Raw genomic sequence first — 14028 nt, forward strand, 5'->3', positions numbered from 1 at the left:
TCGGGACGACCGTGACCCCGCCGCCCCGAGCCGCCTTCCCGTCACCGCCCTGGGCCGCCCCCGCCGCCGCGTCCGGGCGCCGGGCGCCGGGGTCAGCCCAGCGCCCACCCCCGGCCGCGCATCAGGTTGCCCAGGCCCGCCCAGGCGAAGTTCATCAACGTGGCCGCGGTCTCCTTCGCCGAAGGGCCCTCCGCGCCCTCGGCACCCGCCCAGTCCGCGAGCGACTCCGCGGCGCCCACCAGCGCCTCCGCCAGCGCCGACGCCTCCTGCCCGGCGGGCTCCGGCACACAGCCGGCCTCCCGGGTCGCCACCGCGATCTGCCGGGTGACCAGTTCCACGATCTCCGCGCGCATGGCGGCGACTTCGAGCGCGAACGGCTCCCCCTGGGTCCGCGCCTGGACGTGCAGCACCGCCCACCCGTCGGGGTGCGCGGCCGTGTGGGCGAAGAAGCCGTTCAGCCCCTCCCACATCTGCCGGTCCGCCGCCGCCCCCGGTTCGATGGCCCCGCGGATCGCCGTCACCAGCGCCGCCGCCTCCCGCCGGATGCAGGCGGTGAAGAGTTCCTCCTTGGAATGGAGGTAGAGGTAGACCAACGGTTTGGAGACCCCGGCCAGTTCGGCGATCTCGTCCATCGACGCCGCCCGGTAGCCGCGCCGGGCGAAGATCCGTACCGCAGCGTCGAGCATCTGCTGTTCCCGGACCGCCCGCGGCACCCGCTTGCCCTTCACCGCTCCCACCTGAAGTCCCTCCCGTCCCCCGCTTCCCCGTCACTCTCCGCCCAGCGTACGGGCACCACGTGCGACAGCGGACACGGTCGGTCGGACCGCGGATCACCGGGTTCCGGGCACTCGCGCCTTAGATTCCTGAGGCGACGGACAAGCGGCTGACGTGCTGACAGGAGGCGTACGGGACGTGTGCGGCGTGGCGGGATGGGTGGATTTCGGGCGGGACCTGACGGACCAGCGGGACGTCCTGCGGGGCATGACGGCGACCATGGCCTGCCGGGGGCCGGACGCCGAGGGGGTGTGGGGCGACCGCCACGCGCTGCTGGGCCACCGAAGACTCGCGGTCATCGACCTCACCACCGGCCGGCAGCCGATGCGTTCGGCGGCCACCGCCGACGGCGGCCGCCCGGCCGCCGTCCTCACCTTCAGCGGGGAGGTCTACAACTACCGCGAGCTGCGCGCCGCGCTGGCCGCCCGCGGCCAGGTCTTCCGCACCGAAAGCGACACCGAGGTGGTGCTCTGCGCCTACCTGGAGTGGGGGCCGGGCTTCGTGGAGCGGCTCGACGGCATGTACGGCTTCGCGCTGTGGGACACCCGCACCGAGGAACTGCTGCTGGTGCGCGACCGGCTGGGCGTCAAGCCGCTCTTCTACCACCCCACCCCGCGCGGCGTGCTCTTCGGCTCCGAACCCAAGGCGGTGCTGGCCCACCCGGGGGCCGGGGCGGTGGTCGACCTGGACGGCATGCGGGAGATGTTCGCCCTGGCCAAGACGCCGGGACACGCCGTCTACCGGGGCCTGCGGGAGGTGGCGCCGGGCCATGTGGTGCGGCTGGGCCGGACCGGGCTGCGCAGCCGCGCCTACTGGACGCTGCCCACCACCGAGCACACCGACCCGCCGGCCGACACCGTCGGCACGGTGCGGGAACTCCTCGACGACGCGGTGGGCCGGCAGCTCGTGGCGGACGTGCCGCGCTGCTCGCTGCTCTCCGGCGGGCTGGACTCCAGCGCGGTCACCGCGCTCGCCGCGCGCCGGCTGGCCGCCCGGGACGAGGGCCCGCTCGCCACCTTCGCGGTGGACTTCGCCGGCGACGAGCGGGAGACGACGACGGCGTACCTGCCGCCGGCCGGCCGGGCCGGGGGGACCGGCGCCGCACCCGACGGCAGCCCCGACCGCCCCTACGCGCACGCCGTCGCCGCGCACACCGGGACCCGGCACACCGACATCGTGCTGCCGGTCACCGCGCCGGCCGACCCGCTGCACCGCACCACCGCGCTCACCGCCCGCGATCTGCCGGTCGGCCGCGGGGAACGCGACACCTCGCTCTACCTGCTGTTCAAGGCGGTGCGCCGGCACTCCACGGTCGCGCTCTCCGGCGAGGCCGCGGACGAGCTGTTCGGCGGCTACGGCTGGTTCCACGACCCCCGCGCGGTGGCCGCCGGCACCTTCCCCTGGCTCGGCACCGGGGGCCCCGGCTTCGCCGACACCCTCGACCGGCTCCTCGACCCGGGCCTGCGCAAGCGGCTCGACCTGGACACCTACCGGCGCGACCGGTACCGGGACGCGATCGCCGAGGTGGAGCACCTGCCGGGGGTCACCGACGCCCGGGAGCGGCGGATGCGGGAGGTGGGACACCTCGCCCTGACCCGTTTCCTGCCGCGCCTGCTGGATCGCAAGGACCGTATGTCGATGGCCACCGGGCTGGAGGCGCGGGTGCCGTTCTGCGACCACCGACTGGTCGGCTACGTGTACAACACGCCCTGGGCGATGAAGACCCAGGACGGGCGCGAGAAGAGCCTGCTGCGCGCCGCCACCCGGGACCTGCTCCCCGCCGCCGTCGCCGACCGGCGCAAGAGCCCCTATCCCTCCACCCCGCACCGCGGCTACACCGAGGCGGTGCGGGGGCAGTTCGCGGAGCTCCTCGCCGACCCCGGCCGGCCGGTGCACGGACTGCTGGACGCGGAGTGGGCCCGGCGGACCGCCCGGGCGGGCGCCGCCTCCGCCCTCGACGACTACCTCGCCCGCTACGGGATGGAGACGGCGCTGCTGCTCGACGCCTGGCTGCGGCGGTACCCGGTGCGGCTGGAGCTGTGACCGGCCGGGCGCCGGTCAGCCCAGTGCCCCGCGCACCGCGCCGACCAGCGCCGCCGCCTCCGGGCCGGCCTGGGCCGCCTCGTCGAGGGCCGCGCCGAGGGTCTCCTCGTAGGTGGTGCGCGCCTCGTCGTAGCGGGCCCGGCCGGAGTCCCTGAGCACGGTGTAGACGCCGCGCTTGTCGTCCGGGCACAGGTCGCGGAAGGTCAGGTCGGCCGCGTTGAGCCGGCCGACCAGCCGGGTCACCGAACTCTGGTTGAGTCCGAGCCGGTCGGCCAGTTCCTGCATCCGCAGCTCGTGCTTGGGCCCGGCGGCCGCCAGGTGCCCGAGCGCCCGGTACTCGGACAGGCCCAGGCCGTGCCGGCGCTGGAGCGCGGCGCTCAGCCGGTGCTCCACATGCGCGTGCAGGGCCAGCAGGTGGTTCCACATCTCCGGGTCCGCCGGGGCGGGTTGCCGCTGGTTGGCCGGTGACATCGACTCTCCCTCGGATCCGGCGGTCCGGGCGGTTCCCGGGCCGGCTGAAGCGATTGACATGAGCTTACTTGTACATGCATGATTCTTCTCGTCGCAAGGAACTTGCACGTACATACATAGAGTGAGGAGTTCACCCCCATGGCCTGGATCTATCTGCTCATCGCCTCCGTCTTCGAGGTCGTCTTCGCCCTCGCCACCAACGCCACCGACGGCTTCACCAGGCTCGGTCCGTCACTGCTGACCGCCGGGGCCGCGGCGGGCGGCATCTTCTTCCTCAGCCTGGCGCTGCGCACCCTCGACGTCGGCGTCGGCTACACCGTCTGGACCGGCATCGGATCGGTCGGCACCGTCGTCCTGGGGACGGTGATCTTCGACGAGGCGCTCAACGGCTGGAAGGTGCTGGCCTTCGTCCTGATCATCGGCGGCGTCCTCGGGCTCAAGCTCGCCGACAAGCTCGCCCAGCAGTCCTCCGAGCCCCGCGCGCCGCAGGCGTCGCCGGACCAGCGGCCCGCCCCGGGGGCGTTCGCCGCCTGACCCCGGCCCCGCCCCGGCTCGCCCCGCCCCACCCGCCCCGATCCGCCCCCGGCACACCGGATCCGTACGCCGCCGCGCACCCCGATCCGTATCCCCATCGCCGCACGGCCCGGACCCGTACGCCCGCCCCGCACACCCTCCCCGCACATCCCGGACCCGCGCGCCCGCCCCCGTGCGCCCCTTTCGAAAGGACCCCGTCATGGCCTGGATCTTCCTCGCGATCGCCATCGTCTTCGAGATCGCCTTCGCGCTCGGCACCAACGCCACCAAGGGCTTCACCAAGCTCTGGCCCTCGGTCTTCACGCTGCTCGCCGCGGCCGGCGGCATCTTCACGCTGAGCCTGGCGCTGCGCACCCTCGACGTCGGCGTCGGCTACACCATCTGGACCGGCATCGGCTCGATCGGCACGGTCATCCTGGGCGCGGTGATCTACAAGGAGAAGATCACCCTGCCCAAGGTGGTGTCCTTCCTCGCCATCATCGCCGGAGTGGCCACCCTCAAGATCGCCGCCGGGGTCTGAGCACCCCCGGGCGGGGGCGGCGAGCGCCCGCCGCACGACGACCGGACCGCCGGCGCCGCACCTCGGGCGCCGGCCCGCGTCATGTCGGGAGCATGGCGCGTTCGTAACGCCATAAGTCCGCACCTTTCAGGGGCTGTTCGCCACATAGCGGACAGAAAGCGATGCTCATCGGACAACGGATGGTCAAATTCTTGTTACCGATCTGTTCGCGCCAGGCAATTGATGCAACTCTCTGGTCGGCCGCACCGGCGCCACTCCCCTGGCGCAGGAGTCGCCCGCGTCCCGTACGCGTCCTGAGCGCCACCAGCACCACCGCACCTAACCCGCACATCGGCGCAACTGCACCATCGGCCCCACCTGTGCAGCACCGGACGGCCTCACCCAGCCGCCCGTCCCCCACACGGCCGCCAACGGCGGCCCCGTGCAAGGAGATCGAGTGAGACGTATCGTTTCCTCCCCTCGCAAGAACGTCATCCGCGGCGCGGCCCTGGTCGCCTCCGCCGCGATGGTCGTGATCGGCGTCCAGACCGGTTCGGCCAGCGCACAGCCCGACCGTGAGGCCGGCGCCTCGGCCGTCCTGCTCTCCGCCGACCAGCGCGCCACCGCCATCAAGGCGGCCCAGGCCGACGCCGCGGCCGAGGCCGACGCCCTCGGGCTCGGCGGCCAGGAGAAGCTCGTCGTCCGGGACGTCGTCAAGGACGCGGACGGCACGGTCCACACCCGCTACGAGCGCACCTACGCCGGACTCCCGGTCCTCGGCGGCGACCTCGTGGTGCACGAGAAGAAGAGCGGCGCGCGCAGCGTCACCAAGGCGGTCAAGACCCGCATATCGGTGGCCAGCACCAAGGCCGGCGTCAGCGCGGCCGGTGCCGAGAAGTCCGCGCTGAAGGCCGCGACCGCGGAGAAGAACGGCAAGGCCGACGCCCAGGCCCCGCGCAAGGTGATCTGGGCCGCCGGCGGCAAGCCCGTGCTGGCCTGGGAGACCGTCGTCACCGGGCTGCAGCACGACGGCACCCCGAGCGAACTGCACGTGGTGACCGACGCCGCCACCGGCAAGCAGCTCTTCGCCGACGAGCGCATCGAGACCGGCACCGGCACCGGTGACTACAACGGCACCGTGCCGCTCAGCACCACCCAGAGCGGCGGCTCGTACAACCTGACCGACCCCACGCACGGCGGTCACAAGACGTACGACCTGAACGCCGGCACCTCCGGCACCGGCACGCTGTTCACCGACGCCGACGACGTGTGGGGCGGCGGCCGGCAGAACCCCGCCGTGGACGCGGCCTACGGCCACGCCACCACCTGGGACTTCTACAAGACCGTGCTGGGCCGCAACGGCATCAAGAACGACGGCAAGGCCGCGTACAGCCGGGTCCACTACGGCAACCAGTACGTCAACGCGTTCTGGTCCGACAGCTGCTTCTGCATGACCTACGGCGACGGCCAGGGCAACACCAACCCGCTCACCTCGCTGGACGTGGCCGCCCACGAGCTGACCCACGGCGTCACCTCCAACACCGCGGGCCTGCGCTACAGCGGCGAGTCCGGTGGCCTGAACGAGGCGACCTCCGACATCTTCGCCACCGCCACGGAGTTCTACGCCGGCAACTCCGCCGACGCCGGCGACTACCTCATCGGCGAGAAGATCGACATCAACGGCGACGGCACCCCGCTGCGCTACCAGGACAAGCCGAGCCGCGACGGCGCCTCGAAGGACTACTGGTACCGGGGTCTCGGCCGGGTGGACGTGCACTACTCGTCCGGCCCCGCCAACCACTGGTACTACCTGCTGAGCGAGGGCAGCGGCGCCAAGACCATCAACGGCGTCAGCTACAACAGCCCGACCTACGACGGCTCCACGGTCGCCGGCATCGGCCGGGACAAGGCCACCAAGATCTGGTACAAGGCGCTGACCACGTACTTCACCTCCACCACCGACTACGCGGGCGCGCGGGCCGGCACCCTGAAGGCGGCGACCGACCTGTACGGCGCCACCAGCACCGAGTACAAGGCGGTCGCGGCCGCGTGGACCGCGATCAACGTCAAGTGACCCACTGACCCGAGTCACCCCAGACGCGGCGGGCCGCACCGGTCACCCCCCGGTGCGGCCCGTTCTGTTCTCCGTGCCGCACGCCTACGCTGATCACATGACTCAACAGGTACGCGGTGTGGTGGCGCGCGGCAAGGGCGAGCCGGTCAAGGTCGAGACGATCGTCATCCCCGACCCCGGGCCCGGCGAGGCGGTGGTACGGGTACAGGCCTGCGGCGTGTGCCACACCGACCTGCACTACCGGGAGGGCGGCATCAACGACGACTTCCCGTTCCTGCTCGGGCACGAGGCCGCCGGCGTCGTGGAATCCGTCGGCCCGGGCGTCGAGGACGTGGCCCCCGGCGACTTCGTCGTCCTCAACTGGCGTGCGGTGTGCGGCCGGTGCCGGGCCTGCCTGCGCGGCCGCCCGTGGTACTGCTTCGACACCCACAACGCCGCCCAGCCCATGACGCTGACCGACGGCACGCCGCTCTCCCCGGCGCTGGGCATCGGCGCCTTCGCCGAGAAGACCCTGGTGGCGGCGGGGCAGTGCACCAAGGTCGACCCGGCGGCGTCCCCGGCGGCGGCCGGGCTGCTCGGCTGCGGCGTGATGGCGGGGCTGGGCGCCGCCATCAACACCGGCGGGGTGGGCCGTGGTGACTCGGTGGCCGTCATCGGCTGCGGCGGCGTGGGCTGCGCCGCGGTCGCCGGGGCGCGGCTGGCCGGCGCCGCGAAGATCATCGCCGTGGACCTGGACGACCGGAAGCTGGAGTGGGCCCGCTCGCTGGGCGCCACCCACACCGTCAACGGCACGGACGCCGACGTGGTGGCCGAGATCCAGCGGCTCACCGGCGGCCACGGGGCCGACGTGGTGATCGAGGCGGTCGGCCGCCCGGAGACCTACCGGCAGGCGTTCTACGCCCGCGACCTGGCCGGCACCGTGGTGCTGGTCGGCGTCCCCACCCCGGAGATGAAGCTGGAGCTGCCGCTGCTGGACGTCTTCGGACGCGGTGGCGCGCTGAAGTCCTCCTGGTACGGCGACTGCCTGCCGTCCCGGGACTTCCCGATGCTGATCGACCTGTACCGGCAGGGACGGCTCGATCTCGACGCGTTCGTCAGCGAGACGATCGGCCTGGACGACATCGAGGAGGCGTTCGCCAGGATGGGGCGCGGCGAGGTGCTGCGCTCGGTGGTCATGCTCTGAGCGGCGGACGTCCGGCGGCGGGGCGCGGCCCGGCCGCCGGACGGACGGCGACCGGGCCGGGCGCCGCACCGGTGCCGCCGGCGGGCGCGCCGGGCCGGCCGCGGCAGGCTCGCGCCGCCTCGTCCCGCCCGCGCGCCCGGCGCGCCGGGGAGGCCCGCTGTCCGGCGGGGGCCCGGAAGGCCCCGTCGCGGGTGTCCGGGCGTCCCCGTCCGCAGCTGTCCGGGAGGCCCGTCCGGCGGGTGTCCACGGCGGCTGCGCCGGGCCCCGCGGCGGCCGTGACACCATCGGTGCGTGATCGACCTCGGCTACTCCCTCTCCCGGCGCTTCCCGGACCCCCCGCAGACCGACTACCGCACGGCGGACGTGCGCGCCCTGCGGCACGACCTGTTCTGCGGCGACGTCTACCTGGCCGACACCGAGCAGGACCGCGAGCTGTCCACAGCCTGGGGATGGGTGCCGGTGCTCGACTTCGCCTGGGCCCTGTGCGACATCGTGGAACGGCTCGACCGCGACCCGCAGGGCAGCCGTTCGGCACGCCGCCACCACGCCGAGCTGGACTTCACCGAGTCGACCGACCGGATGCTCTTCGAGCGCCGGTTCGGCTGGGTGGACGTCACCGCCGACTGGGTCCCGCTGGAGGAACCGCCGCTCACCTTCAACCACGGCGCCCTGCGCCGGGAGGCCCGCGACTTCCTGCACGACCTGATCGCGGACCTCGTCGACCTGCACGAGGGGCTCGGCGACAACCCCGTCGTCTGGGACCTGCAGTCCCGGTTCCCCCGGGTCTGAACGCTCCGCACGGGCCGCCCCGGCAGCCGTCGGACGGCCGGCGGACAGCGCGACGGCGGGCGGCCGGTGGGACGACAGGCTCCCGGTGGGACGGCGGGGAGGCCGGCGGGGACGGCGGGGGCCGGTGAGGCGGCCGGGAGGAGCGGGACAAGGGACTCCGCCGGCCGGCGGGGCGGCGCGGCGGGGGCGGGCGGCGCACGGTGGGCATGGACCTAGGTCCAATTGACTGGCCGCCCGGCCGGCACTGGGATGGCGTCAGTTGACACGTGCCGCCGCAGGATCCCGGACGCGGCGCGGCGGACGTCGAAGGAGCCCTGGCCGATGCCCGACACCGTGCCCCCGCCCGGAGCCCCGCAGGCCGCCGACAGCGCACCCGCCGAACCCGCCCCGTACGACCCGCCCGGCGCCCCCGTCGCACCCGCCCCGCAGGCCGCGGACAGCGCACCCACCGCATCCGCCCCGCACCCGCCGCTCCGGCTCGACGCGCTGGGCCCCGGCGGCCCGTACCGCACCCGGGAACGGCTGACGCTGCGGGACGTGGCGGGCCGCCCGGCGGGCGAACTCAGCCTGGTGCCGACGCTCTACGTCACCCGGGCCATGGCCGCGCTGCACAAGGCCGCGACACCCCCCACGGAGCGGCGGCTGGCGGCGCTGGCGCGGGCCGGCCGGCTGTTCGCCTCGGGCACCGTCGACGGGATGACCGCCGACGCGTACCTGACCACGGTCTGCCGGCTGTCCGGCACCCCGCTCGCCAACGTGCGGATCGCGGTCGAGGCCATCCGGCTCAGCGCCACCGGCGCGTACCGCAGCGTGCAGGCGGCCCGGCCGGTCGGCGCGGTGAACGACTGGCGGGACCCCGCGGCCCGTTCCGGGACCGCGGTGTGGGTCCGGCGCGGGGACGTCTTCGCGGTGCACGCGGCGGGCAACCACCCGGCGGTGCACGCGCTGTGGCTGGAGTCCCTGGCGCTCGGCTACCGGGTCGCGGTGCGCCCCTCACGCCGGGAACCGCTCACCCCGTACCGGCTGGTCAGCGCCCTGCGCACGGCCGGCTTCGGCCCGGACCAGGTGATGCTGCTGCCCACCGACCACGACGCGGCGGGGGAGATCCTGCGGGCCGCGGACCTCGGCATGGTCTACGGCGGGCAGGAGGTCATCGACCGGTACGGCGGCGACCCGCTGGTGCTGCCGAACGGGCCGGGCCGGTCCAAGATCCTGATCACCGCGGACTCCGACTGGCGGGACCACCTCGACACCGTCGTGGACTCCGTCGCCCGGCACGGCGGCACCGCCTGCGTCAACGCCACCGCGGTCTTCGTCGAGGGAGCCGACCCGGCGCCGCTGGCCCGCGCCCTGGCGGAGCGGCTGGCCGAACTGCCCGTCCTGCCGCCGGAGGACGAGCGGGCGGTGCTGCCGGTGCACCCGGTGGACGTGGCGCGGGGGATGGAGAGCCATCTGCACGCCGTCGCGGGCACCGCCACCGCCTGGCTCGGCGGCGCCGGCCAGGGGCCCGGGGGCGGCGGCGTGGTCGCCGAGCTGGGCGACGGCAGCGCGGTGCTGCGGCCCGCGGTGCACCAGCTCGACAGCCCGCACGCCGCCCAGGCCCGGGTCGAACTCCCCTTCCCGTGCGTCTGGGTGGCGCCGTGGACCCGGGAGGCCGGGGTCGAGGTGCTCGGGGACAGCCTGGTGCTCACCGCGATCACCGAGGACGAGGAGCTGCTGGACGCGCTGCTCGCCGAGCCGTCGATCAGGAACCTGTACATCGGCGACCACCCCACGCACTGGATCGCGCCCGGCATCCCGCACGACGCCTACCTCGGCGAGTTCCTGATGCGCAGCAAGGCCGTCATCCGCGGCTAGCCGACCCGGCAGGCGCCGCCCGCGACCGTGAGGAGAACCCACGCCATGCCCGATTCCGCCACCCGCTCCGCGACCCGGGCCGCCGCGGCGGCCGCCCCGCCGGTGCTGGACCTGCCGTTCGACCGGGCGCCGGACCCGGACGAGTTCATCCAGGCCGCTATGGACTGGCACTTCGCGCCGGAGACCGGCTCGCCGTTCTGGCTGGCGCGGGCGGCGTCCCTGGACTTCGATCCGCGCAAGGACATCCGGACCGTCGCCGATCTCGCCCGCTTCCCCGACGTCACCGGGGAGCTCCGGCAGGTCCCGGTCCGCGACCTGATCCCGCTCGGCTACGGGCCCGACCCGGACCTCGTCGGCGTCTTCGAGAGCGGCGGCACCACTGGCACCCCCAAGCGGATCGTGTGCCTCCGGGAGTGGATGGACCGGCTCACCCACGGCATGAGCGCGGACCTCGACACGCTCGGCATCCCCCGCGGGCTGGACTGGCTGGCGATCGCGCCCAGCGGGCCGCACATGGTCGGCGAGATGGTGGGCAACATAGCGGCGCGGCACGGCGGCACGATGTTCCGCGTCGACATGGACCCCCGCTGGGTGAAGAAGCTGATCGCCGCCGGCCGCGGCCGGGAGGCGGACGCCTATGTCGACCACCTCGTCGAGCAGGCGGCGGAGGTGCTGCGCAGCCAGGACGTCGGCGTGCTGATGACCACCCCGCCGATGCTGGAGCGGCTGGCCCGCCACGACGATCTGATCGAGCTGGTCCGGGAGAAGGTGCGGGGCATCATGTGGGGCGGCGCGCACATGACGGCCGACACCCGCGACCTGCTGCGCACCGAGGTGTTCCCCGGCGTGCGGCTCTACGGGACGTACGGCAACACGATGATGCTCGGCGGCGCCACCGAGCGGGTCGCCACCGCGGCCGGAACGGCGGGCCCGGCCGACGGCGCCGAGGAGGACCGCTGCGTCTTCGATCCGCAGACCCCGTTCGTCACCTTCTCGGTGGTCGACCCGGCCGACCCGGCGTCCCGCACGCCGGTGCCGTACGGGGCGCGCGGGCAGGTGGTGATGAGCCACGTCAGCAAGTCCTGTCTGCTGCCCAACAACCTGGAGCGCGACCTGGCGGTGCGGGTGCCGGGACCGGCCGGCTCGGTGGGCGACTCGGTCGCCGACGTGCGGCCGGTGGCGGTCTTCGACGACCAGACGGTCATCGAGGGCGTGTACTAGGCCGTTTCCGCCGATGCGGGGGGTGGCGGCCGGGCGGCCGCGGGCGGTCGCGCGCCCGGACGCCCGTCGGGGGGCGCCGCCTCACCGCCGTTCCGCCGCGGGGGCGGCTAGGATCGCGGGCATGGCCCTGACCATGAGTGACGTGGACCGGTTCGAGGCTGCCCGGCCCCGGCTGGAGGCCATCGCCTACCGGCTGCTCGGCTCGGCGAGCGAGGCGGAGGACGCCGTGCAGGAGACGTTCCTGCGCTGGCAGGCGGCTGATGTCGCGCGGATCGAGGTGCCGGAGGCCTGGCTGACCAAGGCCCTCACCAACCTCTGCCTCACCATGCTCACTTCGGCCCGTGCCCGGCGCGAGACCTACGTGGGGCGGTGGCTGCCCGAGCCGCTGCTCGCCGGGGACCCGATGCTCGGCCCGGCCGACACCGCCGAGCAGCGCGACTCGGTGTCGTACGCCGTGCTGGTCCTGCTGGAGCGCCTGTCGCCCGGCGAGCGGGCGGTGTACGTGCTGCGGGAGGCCTTCGGCTACCCGCACCGGGAGATCGCCGAGATCCTGGACATCTCCCAGGCCGCCAGCCAGCAGATCCTCCACCGGGCCAGGAAGCACGTCGCGGACGGCCGGGCGCGCACCGAGATCGACGAGGCCGCGGCCCGGCGGATCGTCGAGGAGTTCCTGGCCGCGGCGGTCAGCGGCCGTACCGAACCGCTGGTGCGCCTGCTCACCGAGGACGCCGTCTCGGTCGGCGACGGCGGCGGGAAGGTCCCGGCCCGCGCGAAGGCGTTCGAGGGTGCGCGCGCGGTCGCCACGTTCCTGCGCGGCCTGTTCAAGCCCAGCCCGGCCAAGCGGGCCCATGTCGGCGGGGTGCCCGAGATCTACGCCGCGACCGCCAACGGCGGGCCCGCCATCGTGGCGGTCGTGGACGGCCGGGTCGTCGGCATCACGTGCCTGGACGTCACCACGGAGGGCATCGTCGCGATCCGCAGCCAGGTCAACCCCGACAAGCTCGTCCGCGCCACCGGGCGGTGGGCCGCCGAGGACCACGGGGACGCCCTCCACACCCTCTGAGCGACCCCCTGAGCACCCCCTGAGCGCATGTGACGCGCATCACAATCGAATCCTGTCAGGAAACGTCGGGCTGCCCGGTTCAAGAGGCGAAACCGCGCACCACAGCGGCGGAACCCGCGCAGACAGGAGCAGGGCCATGCAGCACCGCATCGTCGTCCTCGGAGCCGGCTACACCGGAGCCGTCGCCGCCGGCCGCCTCGCCAAGCGGCTGCACCGCGAGGACGTCACCATCACCCTCGTCAACCCCGAGCCCGACTTCGTCGAGCGGGTCCGGCTGCACCAGCTCGCGGCCGGCCAGGACCTCAGGCCCCGGCCGTTCGCGGAGATGTTCGCGGGCACCGGCGTGGCACTGAAGCTCGCGAAGGTCACCGCCGTGGACGTGGAGCGCAAGACGGTGACGGTCACCGCCGCGAACAGCCCCGAGCGGGAGGAACTGGGGTACGACACCCTGGTCTACGCCCTCGGCAGCGGCTGGAACGACGGGGGCGTCCCCGGCACCGCCGAACACGCCCAGGAGATCTCCAGCCGCCCCGGCGCCCTCCGCCTCCGCGACCGCCTGGCCGCCCTGGAGGCCGGCCGGCCCGTGGTGGTGGTCGGCGGCGGCCTGACCGGCCTGGAGGCCGCGACCGAGATCGCCGAGTCCCGCCCGGACCTCGACGTCGCACTGGCCGCGCACGGCGCCCTCGGCGACTGGCTCTCCGAGAAGGGCCGCGCCCACCTGCGGAAGGTGGTGGACGGCCTCGGCATCACGGTCCACGAGCACACCGCGGTCAGCGCCGTGGCGGCGGACGGCGTGACGACCGCCGACGGCCGGACCCTTCCCGCCGGGGTCACGGTCTGGACCACCGGCTTCGCCGTCCACCCGATCGCCCGGGCCACCGCCCTGGAACTCACCGACGGCGGGCAGATCGTGGTCGACACCACGATGCGCTCGGTCTCCCACCCGGACGTCTACGCCGTGGGCGACGCGGCGATGGCGGTCGGCCCGGGCGGCAAGCCCCTCCGCATGTCCTGCGCCTCGGGCGTCCCCATGGCCTGGCAGGCCGCCGACGCCATCGCCGCACGCCTCGCCGGCACCAAGGTCCCCAGCGTCTCCATCCGCTACTTCCAGCAGTGCATCTCCCTCGGCCGCAAGGAGGGCCTGATCCAGTTCGTCACCGCCGACGACCGGGCGGTCGGCAAGGCGCTGACGGGCCGGACGGCCGCCCTCTACAAGGAACTGATCTGCAAGGGCGCGGCCTGGGGCGTCGCCAATCCGACAGCGGGCATGCCGTCCCGGCGCCGGCGTGTCGTACGGCGGGAGACCGCAGGCCACGTGCCGGCGGAGGCTGCGGCCTGACCCCGCGGCCCACCGTGCGCGACATCGCGGGCCTGCCGCGTTCGTGCGCGTACCCGGCGGCGGTGACCGGCCGACCGGAGCCCCGGCCCTTGGCGGGCCCCCGGTCTTGGCGGGCCCCGGTCTTGGCGGACGGGGCCGGACCCCTGCCGCCTGCCGGCCCCGGCGGACCCGGCCCCCGGCC

General features: G+C 74.3%; 12 protein-coding genes. 10 read left to right on the top strand and 2 right to left on the bottom strand.

Features of this window, described 5'->3' with window-relative positions; all coding sequences use genetic code 11:
* Nucleotides 1–92: 92 nt before the first annotated feature.
* Nucleotides 93–737, bottom strand: a complete 645-nt coding sequence (locus ACH4B3_RS05635; RefSeq protein WP_398461394.1) for a TetR/AcrR family transcriptional regulator — start codon at nucleotides 735–737, stop codon at nucleotides 93–95.
* A 175-nt stretch (nucleotides 738–912) separates the two neighbouring features.
* On the opposite strand from ACH4B3_RS05635, the gene asnB reads away from it, so the two are divergent.
* On the top strand, nucleotides 913–2817 hold the full coding sequence (asnB, locus tag ACH4B3_RS05640; RefSeq protein ID WP_398461595.1) for an asparagine synthase (glutamine-hydrolyzing): 1905 nt from the start codon (nucleotides 913–915) through the stop codon (nucleotides 2815–2817).
* A 15-nt stretch (nucleotides 2818–2832) separates the two neighbouring features.
* Here the strand turns inward: asnB and ACH4B3_RS05645 are convergent, their stop codons facing one another.
* The gene (locus tag ACH4B3_RS05645; protein ID WP_398461395.1) at nucleotides 2833–3288 is read right to left on the bottom strand and encodes a MarR family winged helix-turn-helix transcriptional regulator; all 456 of its coding nucleotides are present in this window, start codon (nucleotides 3286–3288) and stop codon (nucleotides 2833–2835) included.
* 138 nt (nucleotides 3289–3426) lie between these two features.
* On the opposite strand from ACH4B3_RS05645, the gene ACH4B3_RS05650 reads away from it, so the two are divergent.
* From ACH4B3_RS05650 to ACH4B3_RS05690, 9 genes are all read left to right on the top strand, one after another.
* Nucleotides 3427–3822, top strand: coding sequence for a DMT family transporter (locus ACH4B3_RS05650; protein WP_398461396.1), 396 nt, complete (start codon nucleotides 3427–3429; stop codon nucleotides 3820–3822).
* Nucleotides 3823–4021: 199 nt separating this feature from the next.
* Nucleotides 4022–4342 carry a DMT family transporter gene (locus ACH4B3_RS05655; protein ID WP_398461397.1) on the top strand — a complete coding sequence of 107 codons (321 nt, stop codon included), beginning with the start codon at nucleotides 4022–4024 and terminating at the stop codon, nucleotides 4340–4342.
* Between the two features lie 436 nt (nucleotides 4343–4778).
* Complete coding sequence (locus ACH4B3_RS05660) at nucleotides 4779–6395, top strand: M4 family metallopeptidase (protein WP_398461398.1); 1617 nt, start codon at nucleotides 4779–4781, stop codon at nucleotides 6393–6395.
* Between the two features lie 97 nt (nucleotides 6396–6492).
* The gene (locus tag ACH4B3_RS05665) at nucleotides 6493–7578 is read left to right on the top strand and encodes an S-(hydroxymethyl)mycothiol dehydrogenase (protein WP_398461399.1); all 1086 of its coding nucleotides are present in this window, start codon (nucleotides 6493–6495) and stop codon (nucleotides 7576–7578) included.
* A gap of 291 nt (nucleotides 7579–7869) precedes the next feature.
* Nucleotides 7870–8367 carry a hypothetical protein gene (locus ACH4B3_RS05670; protein ID WP_398461400.1) on the top strand — a complete coding sequence of 166 codons (498 nt, stop codon included), beginning with the start codon at nucleotides 7870–7872 and terminating at the stop codon, nucleotides 8365–8367.
* A gap of 321 nt (nucleotides 8368–8688) precedes the next feature.
* Entirely contained in the window at nucleotides 8689–10224 is a 1536-nt protein-coding gene (locus tag ACH4B3_RS05675) for an aldehyde dehydrogenase family protein (protein ID WP_398461401.1), read from the top strand.
* Between the two features lie 45 nt (nucleotides 10225–10269).
* The gene (locus ACH4B3_RS05680; protein ID WP_398461402.1) at nucleotides 10270–11445 is read left to right on the top strand and encodes a phenazine antibiotic biosynthesis protein; all 1176 of its coding nucleotides are present in this window, start codon (nucleotides 10270–10272) and stop codon (nucleotides 11443–11445) included.
* A gap of 121 nt (nucleotides 11446–11566) precedes the next feature.
* Entirely contained in the window at nucleotides 11567–12508 is a 942-nt protein-coding gene (gene sigJ, locus ACH4B3_RS05685; RefSeq protein ID WP_398461403.1) for an RNA polymerase sigma factor SigJ, read from the top strand.
* Between the two features lie 136 nt (nucleotides 12509–12644).
* Nucleotides 12645–13847: an NAD(P)/FAD-dependent oxidoreductase gene (locus ACH4B3_RS05690; protein ID WP_398461404.1), complete on the top strand. Its 1203-nt coding sequence runs from the start codon at nucleotides 12645–12647 to the stop codon at nucleotides 13845–13847.
* Nucleotides 13848–14028: the final 181 nt, after the last annotated feature.

The sequence above is a fragment of the Streptomyces sp. NPDC018031 genome (genome assembly GCF_044327625.1).
Taxonomy (GTDB): Bacteria; Actinomycetota; Actinomycetes; order Streptomycetales; family Streptomycetaceae; genus Streptomyces.